General features: G+C 68.2%; 15 protein-coding genes. 7 read left to right on the forward strand and 8 right to left on the reverse strand.

Translation table 11 applies throughout. The annotated features are described in order from the left end of the window. Positions 1-2: 2 nt before the first annotated feature. Positions 3-4,349 (reverse strand): DEAD/DEAH box helicase, encoded by a 4,347-nt coding sequence (locus QMX82_RS17540; protein WP_282285939.1) that lies wholly within the window; start codon positions 4,347-4,349, stop codon positions 3-5. A 231-nt stretch (positions 4,350-4,580) separates the two neighbouring features. Further along, complete coding sequence (locus QMX82_RS17545; RefSeq protein ID WP_208691658.1) at positions 4,581-5,525, reverse strand: NAD(P)-dependent oxidoreductase; 945 nt, start codon at positions 5,523-5,525, stop codon at positions 4,581-4,583. 208 nt (positions 5,526-5,733) lie between these two features. On the opposite strand from QMX82_RS17545, the gene QMX82_RS17550 reads away from it, so the two are divergent. The 4 genes from QMX82_RS17550 to QMX82_RS17565 all read left to right on the forward strand — a co-directional run bounded on the left by QMX82_RS17550 (position 5,734) and on the right by QMX82_RS17565 (position 11,258). Further along, a complete protein-coding gene (locus tag QMX82_RS17550) occupies positions 5,734-6,963 on the forward strand; it encodes a maltoporin (protein ID WP_282285940.1) in 1,230 nt (409 codons plus the stop codon). A gap of 98 nt (positions 6,964-7,061) precedes the next feature. Further along, positions 7,062-8,345 carry an ergothioneine biosynthesis protein EgtB gene (gene egtB / locus QMX82_RS17555; protein WP_282285941.1) on the forward strand — a complete coding sequence of 428 codons (1,284 nt, stop codon included), beginning with the start codon at positions 7,062-7,064 and terminating at the stop codon, positions 8,343-8,345. A gap of 3 nt (positions 8,346-8,348) precedes the next feature. Then, positions 8,349-9,311: an L-histidine N(alpha)-methyltransferase gene (gene egtD / locus QMX82_RS17560; protein ID WP_208691661.1), complete on the forward strand. Its 963-nt coding sequence runs from the start codon at positions 8,349-8,351 to the stop codon at positions 9,309-9,311. Positions 9,312-9,425: 114 nt separating this feature from the next. After that, on the forward strand, positions 9,426-11,258 hold the full coding sequence (locus QMX82_RS17565) for a putative bifunctional diguanylate cyclase/phosphodiesterase (protein WP_282285944.1): 1,833 nt from the start codon (positions 9,426-9,428) through the stop codon (positions 11,256-11,258). Between the two features lie 55 nt (positions 11,259-11,313). Here the strand turns inward: QMX82_RS17565 and QMX82_RS17570 are convergent, their stop codons facing one another. Both QMX82_RS17570 and prmB read right to left on the reverse strand, forming a co-directional pair. Next, positions 11,314-12,633 (reverse strand): DEAD/DEAH box helicase, encoded by a 1,320-nt coding sequence (locus QMX82_RS17570; protein WP_208691663.1) that lies wholly within the window; start codon positions 12,631-12,633, stop codon positions 11,314-11,316. Between the two features lie 50 nt (positions 12,634-12,683). Further along, on the reverse strand, positions 12,684-13,598 hold the full coding sequence (prmB, locus tag QMX82_RS17575) for a 50S ribosomal protein L3 N(5)-glutamine methyltransferase (protein WP_282285946.1): 915 nt from the start codon (positions 13,596-13,598) through the stop codon (positions 12,684-12,686). Positions 13,599-13,709: 111 nt separating this feature from the next. On the opposite strand from prmB, the gene QMX82_RS17580 reads away from it, so the two are divergent. After that, entirely contained in the window at positions 13,710-15,476 is a 1,767-nt protein-coding gene (locus QMX82_RS17580; RefSeq protein WP_282285950.1) for a thiamine pyrophosphate-requiring protein, read from the forward strand. Between the two features lie 69 nt (positions 15,477-15,545). Then, positions 15,546-15,869, forward strand: a complete 324-nt coding sequence (locus QMX82_RS17585) for a hypothetical protein (protein WP_282285952.1) — start codon at positions 15,546-15,548, stop codon at positions 15,867-15,869. Here the strand turns inward: QMX82_RS17585 and QMX82_RS17590 are convergent, their stop codons facing one another. From QMX82_RS17590 to QMX82_RS17600, 3 genes are read right to left on the reverse strand one after another with little or no spacing between them, the layout of a single operon-like run. After that, on the reverse strand, positions 15,870-16,739 hold the full coding sequence (locus tag QMX82_RS17590) for a rhomboid family intramembrane serine protease (protein ID WP_282285954.1): 870 nt from the start codon (positions 16,737-16,739) through the stop codon (positions 15,870-15,872). It abuts the gene before it with no gap. After that, on the reverse strand, positions 16,736-17,695 hold the full coding sequence (locus QMX82_RS17595) for a metallophosphoesterase (protein WP_208691668.1): 960 nt from the start codon (positions 17,693-17,695) through the stop codon (positions 16,736-16,738). The genes QMX82_RS17590 and QMX82_RS17595 overlap by 4 nt, the downstream gene beginning before the upstream one ends. Next, on the reverse strand, positions 17,695-18,579 hold the full coding sequence (locus QMX82_RS17600) for an NAD(+) kinase (protein WP_187979672.1): 885 nt from the start codon (positions 18,577-18,579) through the stop codon (positions 17,695-17,697). Before QMX82_RS17600 ends, QMX82_RS17595 begins: the two co-directional genes overlap by 1 nt. Positions 18,580-18,619: 40 nt before the next feature. On the opposite strand from QMX82_RS17600, the gene QMX82_RS17605 reads away from it, so the two are divergent. Continuing rightward, complete coding sequence (locus tag QMX82_RS17605; RefSeq protein WP_282285959.1) at positions 18,620-19,600, forward strand: DUF1853 family protein; 981 nt, start codon at positions 18,620-18,622, stop codon at positions 19,598-19,600. Here the strand turns inward: QMX82_RS17605 and QMX82_RS17610 are convergent. Continuing rightward, the coding region (locus QMX82_RS17610) for a pyridoxal-phosphate dependent enzyme (RefSeq protein ID WP_336619073.1) at positions 19,573-20,146 on the reverse strand (574 nt) is incomplete at its 5' end. The genes QMX82_RS17605 and QMX82_RS17610 overlap by 28 nt on opposite strands.

Below are 20,146 nucleotides of genomic sequence, written 5' to 3' on the forward strand. Positions count from 1 at the left end.
CTTTACTGCCGCAGCAGGCTGCGCCCGATGCCGACCTGGGGTCGTTCCCGCCCCAGTTGCTGCAGGGCTTGGCGCGCCCGCACCTGCTCCCCGGCCTCTAGCTCGACCAGCCAGCTGACCCTGGTTCCCACCCGCGCGGCGATGGGCACCCCGTCGCGATAGAGCAGGCGATTGCCGGCCACGGCGGGTACCTTGGCGCCGGGCAGCAGGGTACCGACCAGATTGAGCGGATCCAGCGCCGAGACGCACACCCACAGATCCTCCGCCGGGCGCTGGCGCCACTCGCGCAGGGGGGCGATGGTAGCCGGATCGGCGAATTGCTCGCCGGAGAGCCCGGCAATGAAGCGGCCACCGCGGATCTCACCGCGGGCTTCCAGGCGATGGCAGGCACGCAGGAGGTCACGCCAGGGCGGCAAGACGGCGCTCTCGCGCTGCAGCAGTTGCCAGCAGAGCACGCCATAGCGGCGCAGCAGCAGCCCGACCAGGCGCTCCAGCAGCGCATCCGGCAGTCGCGCTTCGCCCGGCGCCTCGGCGGACCGCAAGGCGACCCAACGGCCGGCATCCTCCATCCCGCCATAGAGCGCCATGCGCCCACGGCGCGAACCGCTGCGACCGCTGCCGCGCTTGGCTGCCGGCTGCAGCAGGGCGCGCAGACCGGCGAAGCTGTCGGCGTTGACCGCACCGGCCCCCACCAGCTCGCCCAGGGCGGTCTCCAGCTCACTGCGCAGCAGGCGCGCCGCGCCGAGCAGCTCATCGAAGAAGGAGGCACCGCGTTGCGTCAGCACCTCCAGCACCCGCTGCGCCTTGGGTGACAGCATCTCGCTGCCAGTGGGCTCGGTCAGGCCGTTCCAGTCGGCCAGGTGGCGCCGCGGCAGCAGGACGATGGGCGAACCCTTGACCGGTCCGCTACCGCCACGCCCCGCCTGGGGCAGGCGCAGCCAGACCACGCGACCGGCGCGGCAGAGGTCATCGAGGTAGGTGAACTGATAGTCCGGCAGGCGACTGGGCAGGATCTCGCCTTCCCAGCCGGCGGCGGCGACCTCGAAGCCTTCCAGCAGGCCGATCACCTGCTCCAGGCCCTCGTTGCCTCTCAGGCTCGCCGGACCGGCCAGCTGCTGGTGCTCCAGCAGGAATCTCAGGTAGTCGGCCAGGGCCACCGGCTCGATGGCCTTGCGTAGTCGCCCCAGGGTATAGCGATGGATCCGCGCCAGCAGGTGCCGCTCGCACCACTCCACACTACCGCCTGCCGCGGTGAAGCGCCCCTGCAGGACATAGCCCTCGCCCTGCAGGGCCAGCAGCGCCGGCGTGAGCTGCGCTGCTGGCAACCCGAGGCTGGCGGCCAGCGCCTCCTGGTCTACCGGACCCAGCGCGGTGAGGCGCGCGCGCAGCACCTCGACCAGGGCCGCCTCGGCATCCGCGGGCGCCGCGAAACCTGGCGGCGCACTGAGCACCGGCTCCGTGGCGGCGCCTGGTAACAGCACCTGGAACAACGGCAGTCGCTCGGCCGCGATCCAGAGGGTCGCTGCCGGCAGCCGCAACCGCCCTGCCCGCCCGGCTTTGACCAACTGGCGAGCCTGGGTCTGGTGGGGGGCCAGTTCCGCCGCGGTGAGAAAGCCGACGCCGAGCAGGGCCTCATGCAGGTCATCGGCGCTCTCCAGCCGCGGCCAGGCCTCCGCCCTAACCAGATCGATGGCCGCCGGATCCAGGGCGCCCAGCTCGTCCGGATCGGCGCCGCCGAAACGGCGATTCTGCACCGCCAGGGTCCGCCGCTCTTCGACGGGAGCGTCGTCCAGATAGGCATAGGGTTTGGCCGTGAGCACCTCGGCAGCCAGTGGCGAAGGTCCGGGCAGGTCGCGGCTCAGCAGGGTCAGTTGGCCACCGGTGATACGTGCCAGCAGGGCCAGCCAGCCACGGCTGTCGAGGGATTCGTGGAGACAGTCGTCGAGGGTCTGGCGGACCAGCGGATGATCCGGCACCTGGCGCTCGCCGGCGAGATTTTCCAGGCAGGCGACCTGCTCGGGAAAGACCGTGGCCAGGAGGTCTTCGCTGCGCATGCGCTGCACCTGGGTGGCCACCTTGCGCCCGGCGCTGAAGCGCGGCAGGGCCAGGGCCGTGGTGGCATTCCAGCGCCAGCGCACGGCGAACAGCGGGGCGTCGAGCAGCGCCTGGATCAGCACGCTCTCGGCGGTAGCCGGATGCAGGTAGCGCCAGACCTCGTCGAGCACGAAGCTGTGGCTGGTGGCCAGCGAGAGAATCAGGGCGTTCTCGGTGGCTGCCGCCTGCAGCTCGACATTGAAATTGCGGCAGAATCTCTTGCGCAGAGCCAGGCCCCAGGCGCGGTTGATACGGCTGCCGAAGGGCGCATGGATGATCAGCTGCATGCCGCCGGCCTGGTCGAAGAATCTTTCCATCACCAGGGTCTGCTGGGTCGGCAAGGCGCCCAGCGCCTGGCGTGCCCGACCGAGATAGTCCACCAGCTGGCGCGCCGCGCCCTCCTCCAGCGCATAGGCCGCGCCGATGCGGGCGATGGCCGGCTCCGGGGGTTCGCCGGCCGCGGGCAGCAGGGGTTCGAGTTCCGCGCGCAGCCGTGCCAGGCCGGCCGACAGCTCATCGCTGCGCCCCGGCGCCTCGCCGTGCCAGAAGGGGATGTTGGGCGGCTGTCCCTTGGCATCCTCCACCCGCACCTTGCTGCCTTCGATCTTCACGATGCGGTAGGCGGTGTTACCCAGCTGGAAGACGTCGCCCACCAGGCTTTCGAAGGCGAAATCCTCGTTGACGCTGCCGACGGTATGGCCCTGGGGTTCGAGCAGCACGCTGAAATCGCCGCTCTCGGGGATGGTGCCGCCGCTCATCACCGCAGTCGCCTTGCCGCCCCGGCGGCCACGCAGAAGCCCATTGACCGCGTCCCGATGAACATAGGCGGCGCGCGGACCGCGGCGATCCGTATAGCCCTGGCTGAGCATCTCCACCACGGCCCGGTAATCGGCCTCGCTCAGCGCGGCATAGGGCTCGGCCTGGCGCAGCACGGCCAGCAGGCCCGCCTCCGACCACTCCTGGCAGGCGACCTCGGCCACCAGCTGCTGGGCCAGGACGTCCAGGGGCGCGACGGGGATGTGCAGGGTATCCAGCTCACCGCGACGCACGCAGTCGAGCAGCGCCACGCACTCCACCAGGTCGTCGCGCGAGGTGGGAAACAGCCGTCCCTTGGGCAGGCCGCCGACCTGGTGGTTGGCGCGGCCGACCCGTTGCAGGAAGGCGGCGATGGAACCCGGCGAGCCGATCTGGCAGACCAGGTCGACCTCGCCGATGTCGATGCCCAACTCCAGGGAAGCCGTCGCCAGCAGCAGGCGCAATTCGCCGCGCTTGAGGCGCTGCTCGGCGTCCAGTCGCTGCTCCCGGGCCAGGCTGCCGTGGTGGGCGGCGACCTGGGTGCTGCCCAGGCGATCCGACAGCTGGCGCGCCATGCGCTCGGCCAGGCGGCGAGTGTTGACGAACACCAGGGTGGTGCGGTGCGCCTCGGCCAGTTCGGCCAGGCGGTCGTAGACCCGCTCCCAGGCCTGGGTGGACAGCAGGGCCTCCAGGGGAACGGGCGGCACCTCCAGGGCCAGGTCGCGAGCGCGCTGGTGGCCGATGTCGATCACCGTACAGGGGCGGGGCTGGCCCTGGGCATCGCGCCCGACCAGAAAGGCGGCCACGGCGGCCAGCGGCTTCTGGGTGGCGGACAGACCGATGCGCTGCAGCGGCTGCCCGGTGAGGGCTTCCAGGCGCGCCAGGCTCAGGGTCAGGTGGCTGCCGCGCTTGCCATCGGCGATGGCATGGATCTCGTCGACGATGACGCCGCGCACGCGACCCAGCATCCGTCGCCCGGAATCCGACCCCAGCAGCACATAGAGGGATTCGGGCGTGGTGACCAGCAGGTGCGGCGGCCGCCGGCGCATGGCCGCCCGCTCCTTTTGCGGGGTATCGCCGGTACGCACCGCCGTGCGCAAGGCCAGCGGCGGCAACCCCCGCGCGTCCAGCGCCGCGCCGATGCCGGCCAGGGGTTCTTCGAGATTGAGGCGGATGTCGTTGGACAGGGCCTTGAGCGGGGACACATAGAGCCAGAGACAGGCCTCGGGCAGGCCGTCTGCCTGCAACGCCTCCTGGACCAGGCCATCCAGCACGGCGAAGAAGGCGGTCAGCGTCTTGCCCGAGCCGGTAGGGGCCGCCACCAGCACCGAGGCGCCGGCGCGAATGGCCGGCCAGGCCTGCAGCTGCGCCTCGGTCGGGGCGGGAAAGCGCGTCGTGAACCAGCTGCGCGGCGCGTCGTGAAAGTCCGCCAGGACGGCGGCAGGCGAGTTCGAGGTCATGCGCTCAATATGGGAATGGCCAGCAGGGGCCACAACCCAAGCCGACCGGCGGCGAACAAGAGCCTGTTTAAAGTCTAGCGAGCTAGAGCCAAACAAGGCGAAGAGACCTGAGGAAGCGGACCGGGCTCGCGTGCGAGTTTACGAGTGGTAAATGAGCATTCCGACCGGGCTGGCGATCCAGGGTGTATTCAACGCCGTTTGGCCGACGCGCAGCAGACTTTTAACAGGCTCTCAGGCGATGCGATTGCGCAATTCGCCCCCCTCCAGCATGGCTTCGAGGTTGGCCAGCATCACCTGTTGCTGGGCCTGCTGGGCCGAGGCCGAATTGGCCGCGACATGGGGGCTGAGCACCAGGTTGGGCTGCTGGCGCAGGCGTTCGGGCACCTCGGGTTCGCGGGCGAAGACATCCAGCGCCGCGCCGGCGATCACTCCCTGCTCCAGGGCCTCGGCCAGGGCCTCTTCGTCGACCACGCTGCCGCGGGAGATATTGACCAGATGGCCCTCCGCGCCCAGCGCGACCAGGACCCCGGCATCGACCGCGCCCACGGTCTCGGCGCTGGCGCGGACCGCTACCACCAGCACATCGCTCCAGCGCGCCAGCTCCAGCAGACTGCCGTGATAGGCATAGTCCAGCCCCTCCCGCGGCGAGCGATTGAAGTAGCCGATCTCCATGTCGAAGGCCTCGCCGCGGCGGGCGATGCGCCGACCGATCTCACCCAGACCGTAGATGCCCAGGCGCCGCCCGGCCAGGCCCGGGACCTGGGGCATGCGCTCGACGGCGTTGCCTTGCCAGCGACCGCTGCGGACGAAGGCATCGCCCTGCAACAGGCGACGGGCGCTGGCCAGGATCAGGCCAAAGGTGAATTCCGCCACGGCGGTGGCGTTGGCGTCACCGGCGGTGGTCACGGCGATGCCGCGCTCGCGACAGGCCGCCAGGTCGACCCCCTCGTAGCCGGTGCCATAGCAGGCCACCAGGCGCAACGCCGGGAGCGCGTCGAGCAAGGCCGCGCGAGTCGGCAGGCCGCCGATGGTCAGCAGGGCCACCGCCTCCTCGGCACCGACGGGCAAGGCCGCAGGATCGGCTGAAGGAAAGGGACCCAGTACCCGATAGTGAGTCTCGAGCTGGGTCACCAGTCCCTGGGGCAATTGCGGGGCCATCAGCAGCGTCGGTTTCATCTTGTAATACTTTCCCTGGCCAAAAACCCCAGCGTCGCCAGCGGGAGGCCTGGTCGTCAACCATTCTCTTTGGGCCGCCGCTTTCGGCCCTGTTCACCCAGGTATCGACCTCGATCCAAGTCCTTGATAGGGCAAGGTTTTCGCGCAACTTGTCGATCTGGCATCAGGTCCGATCGGCGTTCGCCAAACCACAGAGGGATTTTTGGGTATGAGTAGAGTTTTTCGCCAGGCCGGCACCGCCGCCTGCCTCGCCCTGCTTGCCAGCAGCCTGCCACTGAACGCCGTGGCGCTGGAATTCAACGGCTACGGCCGGGTAGGTGTCGGTGGCGCTGCGGAAGGCGGTAAGCAGAGCTGCTTCCAGCTGCCCGGGGCACCCGCCAAGTACCGCCTGGGTAATGAATGCGAGACCTACTGGGAACTCGAACTGCACCAGACCCTGTACAAGGGCGTCGATGGCACCGAACTCAAGGTGCACGGCATGGCCAGCCTCTACAACGTCTATGACCAGACCCCCACCTTCAGTGGCGACAACGGCAACGTCCGCCTGCCGCAGATCTGGACCAGTCTCAGCCTGCCGGCGCTCAATGGCGGCGGACTCTGGGCCGGTCGCCGCTACTACAAGCGTCACGACATCCATATCAACGACTTCTACTACTGGAATCCGAGCGGCACCGGTTTCGGCGTGGAGGACTACGGCCTGGGCGACAGCGGCCTGCGACTGAGCTACGCCTTCAGTCGCGAAGACAACGTCGACCAGCCGGACAAGGCCAATCGCCACGACCTGAACCTGGGCGGCATCAAGACCAATCCCGGTGGCGAGATCGAACTGGGGCTGTCCTATATCCAGCGCGCCGGCCAGGTGCAGAACGCCCACAGCGGCTGGTCGGCCACCGCCGAGCACAAGCAGTCGCAGTTCTTTGGCGGGGTCAATGTCTTCACCGTGCAATACGGCCGCGGGCCGGGCACCGGCCTGGGCGCCACCGGCAGCCTGACCGCCGACCGGGATTACGAAAGCCTGCGCGTACTCGAATCGCCGCGCTGGCAGCTCACCCCGCGCTTCGGCGGCCAGTTGCTGGCGCTCTACCAGCGCGACCGGGCGCCGGGCGATGGCGGCCAGACCTGGTATTCCTTTGGCGTGCGGCCCAGCTATGCCTTCACCCGGCTGTTCAAGCTGCAGGTGGAGTTCGGCCACGACCAGATCCACCCCGACAGCGGCGCCACCCGCACACTGAACAAGGTCACCGTGGCGCCGACCCTGGCGCTGGGCGGCATGGGGCTGATGGACCGGCCGGAGATCCGCCTCTACTGGACCTACGCCAGCTGGAACCGCGGCGCCCAGGACGCTGCCGTGGCCGGCACCGCGCTGTCCGACAGCGGTGCCTTCGGCGATGCCCGCCACGGCAACAACTTCGGTGTGCAGCTGGAAACCTGGTGGTAGAGAGCGGCAAGCGAGACCGCCCGTCATAACCGGGCGAACTAAACTTATGGCGTCCGGTCGGTTTCCTGACAACCAAAAGGCCGACCAGGGAGAACGCCATGAATCCTCTCGCCCGCGAGCTGCCCGCAGCGAGTGACACCGCCACCACCCTGCTCGACCGCTTCCAGCGCGTGCGCAGGGCCAGCGAGGCCCTGTGCGCCCCGCTCACCATCGAGGATTACGTCATCCAGAGCATGGCCGACGTCAGTCCGCCGAAATGGCACCTGGCCCACGTCACCTGGTTCTTCGAGGCCTTCATCCTCAAGCCCTTCCTAAAGGGTTACCAGACGCCCAATCCGGCTTACGACTACCTGTTCAACTCCTATTACGAGACCCACGGCAAGCCCTTTCCCCGGGCGGCTCGTGGGCACCTGTCGCGACCGGGCGTGGACGACGTCTATCGCTTTCGTGCGGCGGTGGACAGCGCCATGGCCGAGCTGCTCAGCGCGCCGCCCGCCGAACACGCCGCCGAGATCGCCCGACGCCTGGAGCTGGGTCTGCACCACGAGCAGCAGCACCAGGAATTGCTGCTCATGGACATCAAGCACATCCTGGCGCAGAACCCGCTGCACCCGGTCTATCGCGCCGACCTGGCCAAGGGCCCCACAGCGCCGATAGCGCCCCTGGGCTGGGAAAGCCATCCAGGCGGCGTCCGGCATGTCGGCCATGGCGGCGAAGGCTTCGCCTTCGATTGCGAGACGCCGGTCCATCGGCAGTTTGTCGACGACTTCCAACTGGCCGATCGGCTGGTCACCAATAGCGAATACCTGGCCTTCATCGAAGACAATGGCTACGGCCGCAGCGATCTCTGGCTGTCCGACGGCGCCGCGGCCATCCGCAGCCTCGGCTGGCAGGCGCCGCTGTATTGGCAGAAGCTCGATGGCGTCTGGCATCACTTCACGCTGGGTGGCCTGACTCCCGTCGACCCGGCTGCACCGGTCTGCCACCTGAGCTTCTACGAAGCCGATGCCTACGCCAGCTGGGCCGGCGCCCGGCTGCCCACCGAGGCGGAATGGGAAACCGTGGCGGCGCGCCAGCCGATCCAGGGTAATTTCGTCGAGCAGGATCACCTGCAACCGGTCGGTAGCACGGACCAGGGCATGCGTCAGCTGTTCGGCGACGTCTGGGAGTGGACCGGCAGCGCCTTCCGCCCCTACCCCGGCTTCAAACCGCTGCCGGGCAGCCTGGGCGAATACAACGGCAAATTCATGTCCGGTCAGATGGTCCTGCGCGGTGGCTGCTGCGCCACGCCCCAGGACCATGTGCGCGCCTCCTACCGCAATTTCTTCTATCCCACCATGCGCTGGCAGTTTTCCGGCCTGCGCCTGGCCAGAGAGGTTTGACCCATGGCCCTAGCCGTGCGCTTCTTCGATCAGCAACCGGCGAGCATCGCCGACAGCTCGCTGCGGGACGATGTGCTCCAGGGCTTCGCCCAGACCCCCAAGGCGCTATCGCCCAAATATTTCTACGATCAGCGCGGCTCCGAGCTGTTCGAGGCCATCACCCGGCAGCCCGAGTACTATCCCACCCGCACCGAAGAGGCCATCCTGGCCAAGGCGGCCGGTGAGATCGCGCGCCTGGCCGGGCGCGACGCCGCGCTGGTGGAACTGGGCAGCGGGGCCAGTCGCAAGGTGCGCCTGCTGCTGGAAGCCATGCACCCGGCCGGCTACCTGGGCATCGATATCTCTCGGGACTTCCTGCTCAGCAGCACCCAGCGCCTGGCGGCCGATTATCCCTGGCTGGACGTCAGCGCCGCCTGCGCCGACTTCAGTCGACCCATGACCCTGCCCGACAGTCTCGACGGCCTGCGTCCCATCGCCTTCTTTCCGGGTTCGAGCATCGGCAATTTCACCCCGGAAGAAGCCGGCGTCTTCCTGCGCAACCTGCACCGGATGCTGCCGGCCACCGGGGGCCTGCTGATCGGGGTGGACCTGATCAAGGACCGGACGCGGCTGGATGCGGCCTACAACGACGCCGCCGGGGTGACCGCAGACTTCAATCTCAACCTGCTGGAACGCATCCGCCGCGAGCTGGACACCGATCTCGATCCGCAGCGCTTCCGGCACCTGGCCTTCTTCAATGAAGAACAGGCGCGCATCGAGATGCACCTGGTCAGCACCCGCGACCAGACCATACGTCTCGAAGGTCGCCGCTTCGCCTTCCGTGAGGGCGAGCGCCTGCATACCGAGAACTCCTACAAGTACAGCCTGCAGAGCTTCCGCGCGTTGGCCGAAGACGCCGGTTTCAGACAGGTGCAGGTCTGGACCGATCCCCAGGCGCTGTTCGCCGTCTTCTACTTCGCGGCCTGAGCCTTTCGACAGATAAATGACAACTGGAAGACTGTGAGGCGGGTGGTGAGGGAACTCTCGACCCGATCACGCTCTAAGTAGCAATCTGCTACTACAGCGCACCGAGACGTTGCTATGGAGCCTGCTCCACTTACTGCGGCCAATGAACGCCAGCGTCTTGCACTGCTGCGCGATCTCGCCTTGATCGACCGTCCTTCCGACCGTGCCTTCCAGGATCTCACCGAGCTCTGCGCGCGGCTGTTCGATGTCCCCTACGCCATGATCTGCTTTCTTGACGGCCAGCAGGTCCATTGCCGAGCCACCGTGGGCTGCGCGCCCCTGACCGTGCCGCGCACCCAGTCGTTCTGCCAGCACCTGCAGGAAACCAGTCTGCCGCTGCAGGTGGAGGATGCCCGGGAGGACGCCCGCTTCGCCGATCTTCAGGTGGTCACCAGCGCGCCCCACATCCGCTATTACCTGGGTGCACCGCTGCGCACGACCGAAGGGCTGATGCTCGGCAGCCTCTGCCTGTTCGATTCGGCGCCCCGCGCCGCCCTGTCCCAGGATCGGCTGATGGCGCTGCAGCAACTGGCGGCCCTCGCCAGCCAGCACATCGAACTGCTGCGCACCGAAGCCTTCTGGGATCCGGTCACCCAGTTGCCGAATGGCCAGCGCTTCATCGAGGATGCCGAAGCCCTGACCCGGGCGGGCACCCGCGTGGTGGCCGTGGCGGCCGATCTGTTCGCCCAGAGCTATCTCAACGACTTCATCAAGGCCATGGGCCAGGCCCACTTCGATGGTCTGCAACGCGCCATCAAGCAGCACCTGCGCCGCCTGCTGCCGGTCGAGCTACCCCTGTATCGCCTGGGGCCGGCCCGCTTCGGCTTTCTGCTGCACGACGCCGACGAGACCGCGCAACAGGCGCTGCTCGAACGCCTGCAGGAGGAATTGACCGGGGTGCTCGACTACAACGGCATTCCCATCCAGACCCGGCTGGGCCTGGGGGTGATGTCGCTGACCGACGATCATCCGGCCGACTGGCTGCGCGCCCTGATCGCCACCGCCGACGATGCCCGCGCCGAGATGCGCGGCTGCCGGCATTTCGATCCGCAGCACGATGCCGCCTACCGCCGCGCCTTCGCCCTGCTCAGCGCCTTGCCCCAGGCGCTGCGCGCCGAGGATCAGCTGAGCCTGGTCTACCAGCCGCGCATCGACCTGGCCACCGGTCGCTGCCACAGCGTCGAAGCCCTGTTGCGCTGGCAACATCCGCACCTGGGGCCGGTCAGTCCGGCGGAATTCATCCCACTGGCGGAAAAGACCGCGCTGATCACCGCCCTGAGTCACTGGGTGATGCAACAGGCGATCAGCCAGGCTTACACCTGGCAGCGGGACGGCCGGAGTCTGGGCGTGGCGATCAACATCTCCGCCCATGACCTGAACGATCCGGACTTCACCGAGCAGACCACCGAGCTGCTGCAGCGTTATCCGGTCAATCCCCGGCGCCTGGAGCTGGAGGTCACCGAGAATGCCCTGCTGGGTGACGTGGCCCTGATCCATCGGCAGCTGGCCGCGCTGCGCGAGCTGGGCATCGGCATCGCCATCGACGACTTCGGTACCGGCTACAACAACCTCTCGCACCTGCGCGAGTTGCCGGCCGACACCATCAAGATCGACCGCAGCTTCGTCCGCGAACTGACCCATCGCACCAAGGATCGGCTGATCGTCAGCTCGCTGATCGAGCTGTCCCATCAGCTGGGCTTTCGCATCACCGCCGAAGGCATCGAGACCGCCGAGGCCCTGGCCAGCCTGCTGGCCATGGGCTGCGACGAAGGTCAGGGCTTCTGGATCGGCAAGCCCATGCCCGAGCCGGAGTTGCAGGCCTGGTTGCTGATCCAGCAACCGGATCTGCAACGCTCGACCCGTCGCGCCCCGGTCTTCCAGCTGTTCGACAACACCGCCAAGCACTGAGCCCGCCCTGCCCCGCGGTCTCGCAGCGGGGTGGCGCCTCAGGCCCGGCGCGGGATCACTCCTGGGTGCGCTTGCGCGGCGGCGCGAAGCCGTCGGCCGAAGTCGGCACCAGCGCGCCGGGGCGGCGCTCGGACTTGGGTTTGGCCTTGGTCTTGGCCTTGCCGTCCTTCTTGCCCTCGGTCTTTTTCTTCTTCACGCCGGCGGCCTTGCCCGACGCCTTGAGCTTCTTCGGGCCGTTGTAGTTGGCCTTGAGACCCGGCAGGTGACGGCGCTCGAATCTCAGCTTGAGATAGCGCTCGATGCTGGACATCAGATTCCAGTCGCCATGGGTGACGAAGGAGATCGCCGTACCCGCCTCGCCCGCCCGCCCGGTGCGGCCGATGCGGTGGACGTATTCGTCGCCACTGCGCGGCAGGTCGTAGTTGATCACCAGGTCGAGGCCTTCGACGTCCAGGCCGCGGGCAGCCACGTCGGTGGCGATCAGCACCTTGACCGCGCCGCTCTGCAGCCGCTCCACGGCCAGCTTGCGGTCCTTGGTGTCCTTGTCGCCGTGCAGCACGAAGACCTTGAGGCCCTCGGCCACCAGGCGGCCGGTGAGGCGATCGGCCTGCACCTTGGTGTTGGTGAAGACGATGGCCTTGCGATAGGTCTCGTTGGCCAGCAGCCACTGCAGCAGGCGTTCCTTGTGCGGCGGCTCGTCGGCCAGGATCACCTGCTGCACCACGGCTTCGTTCAGTTCACCGGTGCGGTCCAGCATGAGATTCTGCGGCTCGCGCAGGACCTGCTCGACCACCTGACGCAGGCTGTTGCCACCGCTGGTCGCGGAGAACAGCAGGGTCTGGCGACCCTCCCGCTCGCAGCTCGCGGCGATCTGCAGCACGTCCTCGGAAAAGCCCATGTCGAGCATGCGGTCGGCTTCGTCGAGCACCAGCATCTCGATGTCTTTCAGGTTCACGTTGCCGGCGTTGCGCTGCTCCAGCAGGCGACCGGGGGTGGCCACCAGGATCTCCGGATTCTTGCGCAGGCCGGCGGCCTGGACACGGAAGTCCTCGCCGCCGATCACCAGGCCGGCCTTGAGAAAGGTGAACTGGCCGAAGCGTTCGATTTCCTTGGCGGTCTGCTGGGCCAGCTCGCGGGTCGGCAGCAGGATCAGCGCGCGGGCGCCGGAGCGCGGCTTGGGGTCCTTGAGCAGGCGATCCAGCAGCGGCAGCAGGAAGGCGGCGGTCTTGCCGCTGCCGGTGCGGGCGGTGACGCGCAGGTCATGACCTGCCAGGGCCGGGCCCACGGCAGCGGCCTGGACCGGAGTGGGCGTCTTGAAGCCCAGGGTGTCGAGGGCCTTGAGCAGGCGCTCGTGCAGAGCGAGTTCGGTAAACACGGGTAGACCTCGGTAAAGAAAGGACGGCCGCCGCGGGCGACCGCAGGTGATCAGGGGACCAGACGGCTGCGGAACAGCGCCTGGTGCTCGCGGCACTGGGCGGCGGCCAGCAGGAAGACGCCATGGCCGCCACGCTCGAATTCGAGCCAGGTGAAATCGACTTCCGGATAGAGCGCCTCGACGTGGACCTGGCTGTTGCCCACCTCCACGATGAGGATGCCCTGTTCGGTAAGGTGATCGGCGGCCTCGGCCAGCATCCGCCGCACCAGGTCCAGGCCGTCTTCGCCACAGGCCAGGCCCAGGGCCGGTTCGTGCTGGTATTCGGCCGGCATGTCGGCGAAGTCCTCGGCATCCACATAGGGCGGATTGCTGACGATCAGGTCGAAACGCTGCCCCGGCAGTCCGGCGAAGCCGTCGCCCTGGACGGTGTAGACGCGATCCTCCAGGTCGTGGCGCTCGATGTTCTGCCAGGCCACTTCGAGGGCGTCGTAGGACAGATCGCCCAGGGCCACCTCGGCCTCGGGGAAGGCATAGGCGCAGGCGATGCCGATGCAACCCGAACCGGTGCAGAGATCGAGGATGCGCGCCGGCGCGGCCGGCAGCCAGGGCGCGAATTGCGCATCGATCAGCTCGCCGATGGGCGAACGCGGCACCAGCACCCGCTCGTCGACGGTGAACGGCAAGCCGCAGAACCAGGCTTCGCCGAGCAGGTAGGCGGTCGGCACACGCTCCTGGATGCGCTTGTGCAAGAGCACCCCGAGTGCGTAGCGCTCGTCGTCTTCCAGGGCGCAGTCCAGGTAGCGATCGGCGGTGTCCCAGGGCAGGTGTACGGCGCCCAGCACCAGGGCGCGGGCCTCGTCCCAGGCGTTGTCGTGGCCATGGCCGAAGAACAGCTCTTCGGCATGGAAGCGGCTGACGGCCCAGCGGATGTGGTCGCGCAAGGTGCGCAGGCGGGATTCGCTCATGAAAGGCTCCGGATGATCAGCCGCGCATTCTAACCCGCGCCCGGTCCGGCTGCAGGAACTTAACGTCCGGGCCCTTCTTCCTAAATCTAGACCTTCAATGAGGAGAACGTCATGAGCAAGACCGTAGCCGACCATCTCTGGGAGCGCCTCGGCCAGTGGCACGTCGAGCGCATCTTCGGTTACCCCGGCGATGGCATCAACGGCATCATGGGCGCCCTGGGTCGGGTGGCCGACCAGTTCGACTATGTGCGGGTGCGCCACGAGGAGATGGCCGCCTTCATGGCCTGCGCCCATGCCAAGTTCACCGGCGAGGTGGGCGTCTGCCTGGCCACCTCCGGGCCCGGGGCCATCCACCTGCTCAATGGCCTGTACGACGCCAAGATGGACCATATGCCGGTAGTGGCCCTGGTGGGCCAGCAGGCCGCCTCTTCACTGGGCAGCGACTACCAGCAGGAAGTCGACCTGCACACCCTGTTCAAGGACGTCTCCGCCTATGTGGAGACGGTGGTGCATCCGGCGCAGTTGCGCCATGTCATCGACCGCGCCTTCCGCGTGGCCATCGCCGAGCGCCAGGTGGCGACGGTGATCATCCCCAACGACATCCAGCAGCTGCCGGCGGTGGAAAGTCCGCCGCACCAGCACGCCAATGTCCTTTCCGGTGCCGGGGCCATCCCGCCGCGACCCTATGCCCAGGAAGACGACCTGCAGGCCGCCGCAGACATCCTCAATGCCGGCAAGAAGGTTGCCCTGCTGGTGGGCGCCGGCGCCCTGCAGGCGCGCAGCGAGGTGATGGCGGTGGCCGAGAAGCTCAGCGCCGGGGTGGCCAAGGCGCTGCTGGGCAAGGGCGTACTCTCCGACGAACTGCCCTATGTCACCGGCGCCATCGGCCTGCTCGGCACCGAGGCCAGCGACCTGCTGATGAAGGAATGCGACACCCTGCTGATCGTCGGCTCGACCTTCCCCTATGCCGAATTCCTGCCTCAGGAAGGCCAAGCGCGGGCGGTGCAGATCGACCTGCATGCGCGCAACATCAGCATGAGATATCCCATCGAGCAGCCGTTGCTGGGCGATGCCGCCGAGACCCTGAGACGCCTGCTGCCACTGCTGGAGAGCAAACCCCACGATAAATGGCGCGCGCGCATCGAAAAGAGCGTGGCCGCTTCCTGGCACTCCATCGAGCAGCGCGCCCTGGCGCCCGCCGAGCCGATCAATCCGCAGCGGGTGTTCCACGAACTTTCCAGCCAGCTGCCGCAGGATGCCATCCTCTGCGGCGACAGCGGCTCCCACACCAACTGGTATGCCCGCGACATCCGCATGCGCGGGCAGATGCTGGGGTCGCTGTCGGGCAAGCTGGCGACCATGGGCTGCGGCATTCCCTATGCCATCGCGGCCAAGTTCGCCCATCCGGATCGCCCGGTGATCGCCCTGGTGGGCGATGGCGCCATGCAGATGAACGGCAACGCCGAACTGGTCACCCTGCAGCAGTACTGGAAGAGATTCAGCAATCCGACCTTTATCGTCATGGTGCTCAACAACGGCGATCTCAATCAGGTGACCTGGGAGCAGCGTGCCCTGGCCGGTGACCCCAAATTCGCCCCCGCCCAGGATGTGCTCGACTTCCCCTATGCCCGCTATGGCGAATTGCTCGGCTTCAAGGGCCTGCGCATCCATCGCCCGGACGAGGTGGCCGATGCCTGGCAGCAGGCCTTCGAAGCGGATCGCCCGGTGGTGCTGGAATTCGTCACCGACCCCAGCGTGCCACCGCTGCCGCCACACATCAGCTTCGAGCAGGCCAGGGCCTTCCTCGGCGCTATCGTCAGTGGCGATCCGAATCGCTGGGACATGCTCAAGCAGGGAGCCCGCCAGCTGCTGCGCTAGCCCGCGCCTCTCAGGCTCGCCAAGCAACGCCGAGGCGTATAACCTCGGCGGCCTTACAGAGCCTGGGGTATGAGCATGCAGTTGCCCGAGCACGACCGTTTCGATCCGCCGCCGCTGCGCCTGCGGCGGCCCTTCCTGACCTCCCTCACCGCCGGCCTCGGCACCCTCTCCGTGCTGACCGGCCTGGCCGCGCTGCTGGCGGGCGGTGCCGCCCTGCTGCAATTGCCGCAGCTGACGCCCTATCTGAGCCTGACCCGCGAGACCGCCCAGGGCTTCCTGGGCGGCGGTGGGCTGCTCTTGCTCATGGGGCTCTGGTGGCGTCGCCGCAGCCAGCGGCGCTGGCGCTATCGCAATGCCTTGAGCCTTTCTCCCGAGCTCAAGCGGCGACGCTAGCTAGCGCTGCCGCAGGCGGGCCAGGCCACCGCCCAGCAGTCCGGTGAGGCAACCCAGCACCAGGCCGCCGACATGGGCGCCATTGGCGATGGAGCCGAAGCCGAGCAGATCGAAGACCCCGGTCAGGCAGATCACCAGCCAGATCAGCATCATGGCGACCACGCCCCGGGGCATGCGATAGGCCGGATTGGGCGCCAGCCACTGGAACAGCCAGCAATGGCCGAGCAGGCCATAGAGCACGCCGGACAGGCCGCCGAACAGCGCCGGTCCGGTCCAGGCGTACTGCACCAGGTTGGAGCCGGCGGCGAACACCAGGGTCAGGAGCAGCAGCAGCAGGCCGCCCTGGCGGAATTCGATGCGGCGACCCAGCTCCCAGTACCAGAGGGCGTTCATCGCCAGGTGCAGCAGGCCGAAGTGCAGGAAGATCGGGGTGACCAGTCGCCACCACTCGCCGCGAGCCAGGCTGGCGTCGAGATCGAGAAAGGCGATGTGCTCGGCGTCGATCAGGCGGAATTCCTGCAGCGTCAGGTAGTGGATCAACGCCAGGTTGTCGCCCAGTTCGGTGGCCAGGCCCAGCAGCAGGGTGACGGCGAGAAAGACGGCGCTGACCGGACTGGCCTTGAGTTGCGCCAGCAGCCCGAAGCCCCGCGGTCCGCGCGTCGCCTGGACCTCGCCGCGCGGATCGCCGTCGGGATAGCGTTCATAGAGGGTGCGGGTCTCTTCGACCCGCGCCGGGTCCAGCACCCACAGCACCTGGCTGTCGCCCTCTTCCACCACCCGGTGGCGGATCTGCAGGCGCCGCAGCAGGCGCGTGAAGCCCAGCAGGTCACGGCCCAGGGGCACGCGCAGCGCGGGTTGCGGCTGGTTCATCGGCCCTCCTCGCGCTGCACGTCGATCCAGACGAACTTGGCCGGGTCGATCTGGCGTTCGTCGTCGAGGCGGTAGGCCACCAGCTTGCCGTACTTGACCGCACTGTAGTCCAAGCAGGCCAGGTTGGGCCGCAGGGGTTCGGGATGACCATCGCGCCAGTAGTGACCGACGAACAGCAAAGGCTCGTCGGCGCCGTAGCAGAGCAACCCGGCCTTTTCCTCATCGCTCAGGCGTTCACAGGCGATTTCCGCCGGCAAGGCATCGGGCTGGAAGACCACGTCGCCATAGGTCTGGGGATCGCTCTCCCAGAACTTGGTGCGAAAGCGCGCCCGCACATAGCCATCGCTGCCAGTGAGGCGCAGGCCATGGGGCAAGGGCAGCGAGACGCCATTGAGCAGGCGCGAGGCGACCCGGCTGGCCAGGCTGCCACCGACGATGGACTGGCGCACGAAGTCTTCGTCGATGCAGGCATCCGGATAATGGTGGAGGAATTCATCGATCAGCCGCTGATCCCAGCAGGCGTGGACGATGCGGAAGTGGCCGAAGTCCTTGCACAGCGGCAGCCGGTAGAGCCAGCGCAGATGGTCCTGCCATTCGCCGGGATGGTCGGCGAAGGCCGCCAGGGTCTCCTGGATCAGCTGGCGATGGCGCGGCGTGTGCTCGCGCACCCAGGTCTGGCCGGTGCCGGGCAGCGCCGGGGTGTGCCAGGCCAGGGCATTGAGTTCGTGATTGCCGAGGATGCAGTGGGCGTGGCCGCCCTCGACCATGGCGCGCACCCGGCGCAGGGAGCCGCGGATGCGCGGGCCGCGATCAACCAGGTCACCGAGAAAGATCGCCTGGCGCTCGGGGTGCTGCCAGACGCCGTCCACCTGCCGGTAGTCGAGCCGTTCCAGCAGCAGGTCCAGGGTATGGGCGCAGCCGTGGAGGTCGCCGATCAGATCGTAGCCCAGGGGCATCAGTCGTCTCCCAGCCGACTGCCCCAGCCGAGCTTGGTCCGGCAGATCTCGTAGTAGTTGTGATCCAGCGGGTGGATCAGCCTGAGTTTGTGCGGCTTCTTCTGAATGGTCACGGTATCGCCGGGTGCGCAGGTGAAATGATTCTGGCCATCACATGAGACCTGCGGATAGATCGTCATGTTCGGCGACACCAGGATCGACAGGGTGCTGTCGCCGGACACCACGATGGGCCGGCTGGACAGGGTATGGGGATACATGGGCACCACCACGATGGCATCCAGCTTGGGATGCATGATGGGGCCGCCGGCCGACAGCGAGTAGGCGGTGGAGCCGGTGGGGGTGGCGACGATCAGGCCGTCGGCGCGCTGGCTGCAGACGAACTGGCCGTCGATGTACAGCTCGAATTCGATCATCCGGGTGGACTTGCCCGGGTGCAGCACCACGTCGTTGAGGGCATCGCCCTGGCCGATGATCTCGCCGCCACGCTCGACGAAGGCATCGAGCAGGAAGCGCGTCTCCATCAGGTACTGACCGTCGAGCACCTCGGCGACCTTGGTCTCCAGCTCATCGGGACGGATATCGGTGAGAAAGCCCAGCTTGCCGCGGTTGATGCCCAGCACCGGCACTCGCGGGCGCACCAGGGCGCGGGCGGCGCCGAGCAGGCTGCCGTCGCCGCCAACCACGATCACCAGGTCGCAGATCTCGCCCATGAGCTTGCGCGACACCGTCTGCAGGCCATGCCCGGGCAGCACCTCGGCGATAGTGTTTTCCAGGATGACGTTGCGCCCGCGTTGCAGCAGAAAGGTCTTGAGCCGGCGGATGGTGTCCAGCACCTGGGTGCTGCCGAGTCGACCGATGATGCCGATGTTACGAAAGGAGTCCATGACGCGCCGGCGGCCCCGTTGGCTGGAAAGTGCGGAAAGTATGGGCGAAAGGCCGTGGCAGCGGCAAACCGCCCTCATCCGACCGCGGGTCGCCGCCGGTGATCCGCAGCGGTCCGGCTTGGCCTATGCTGGCACCATGACGCCCTTCGCCGAGCTGCACGCCCTGCCCCGCCGCCTGAACCAGCCCCAGGTGCGTGACCTTGCCTGGACGCTGATCGCCCCGCCGCTGCTGGAAGCCGCCGACACCCGCCATCCACTGGTCGCCAGCGACTGGGCGCGCCATCCTGAACGACTGGCCGACTGGCTGCGGCAACAGGACGCGGCGCCCGCGGCCCTAACAGCCTGGCTTGCCCAGGGCAGCGACCGCCGGCTGGGGCGCCAGTACGAAAGGCTTTGGCAATTTGCCCTGGAACGGGCACCGGGGCTCAGGTTGCGTGCGGCCAACCTGCCCCTGCGCGACGGTGACCGTACCCTGGGCGAACTTGACCTGCTGGTGGAAGACGCCGAGGGCGTCCATCACCTGGAACTGGCGGTGAAGTTCTACCTGGGCGAAGGCCCGCCGGAGGCACCGCGCTGGCTGGGTCCGGGCGGCGAAGACCAGCTGGCGCGCAAACTCGCCCATCTGCGCCAACGCCAGCTGCCGCTGTCGGCTACGCCCCTGGCCCAGGCCAGCCTGGCGGCGCTGGACATCGCCCCGCCGCGGGCGGCGCTGTGGCTGGGCGGCTATCTGTTCCAGCCGCTCGACTGCCCCCTGCCCTGGCCGGCTGGCGCCCTGCCGCCCCGCCAATCCCAGCTGTGGTGCGATCGCGGGCAACTGCCGGACGGTCCCTGGGAGGTGCTGCCCAAGGGCCACTGGCTGGCGCCCGCGGTCGCCGATACGCCCTGCCTGCCCCTGCCGGACGGCGAGCCGAGCTGGCCGCAATTGCTGGTGCGGCGCGATGCACGCGGCGACGAAGAGGCGCGACTGTTCCTGGTGCCTGCGGGCTGGCCGCTTCAGCCGCCGGCCAACGCCGCCAGCTGAGTCTCCAGCGCGCGGCGGCCCTGCAGACCCCCGCTGTGGACCAGCACCAGGCGACTGCCCGGCGCTAGCGCGCCGCCCTCGATTGCCTGGCGCAGCGCCAGCCACAGCTTGCCGGTATAGAGCGGCTCCAGGGCGATCCCGGTCTGCGCCTCGAATTCCGCCATGGCCCGCGCCAGCTCGGCATCGAGGCGGCCGAAGCCGCCGCGGCTGGCGTCCAGCAGGCGCCAATCGGCGCCGGTGTGCTGCGCGAGCAGCCGGTCGAGCGTGGCTTCGATGCCATGCCCGGGTGGCACCGCCAGGCCGCCCACCACCTGCCAGGCGGGATCGGCGGCGCGGATCACCCCGGCCAGGGTGGTACCGGTGCCGGCAGCCAGCCAGAGTTGCTGGCAATCGGGCCAGCCCAGGGCGGCGAGTCCCTGCCGCAGTTCCGTGACGATGGCCGCGCAGGCCGCGGCGGCCTGCGCGTCGCAGCCGCCGTCGGGAATGGGTAGCAACCCGGGATAGCGCGCCTGCCAGGGCTGCCAGAAGTCGACCGCATGGCGGCGG

The organism is Pseudomonas sp. PS02302, from assembly GCF_029959585.1.
In the GTDB taxonomy this organism is placed as follows: domain Bacteria; phylum Pseudomonadota; class Gammaproteobacteria; order Pseudomonadales; family Pseudomonadaceae; genus Chryseomonas; species Chryseomonas aestiva.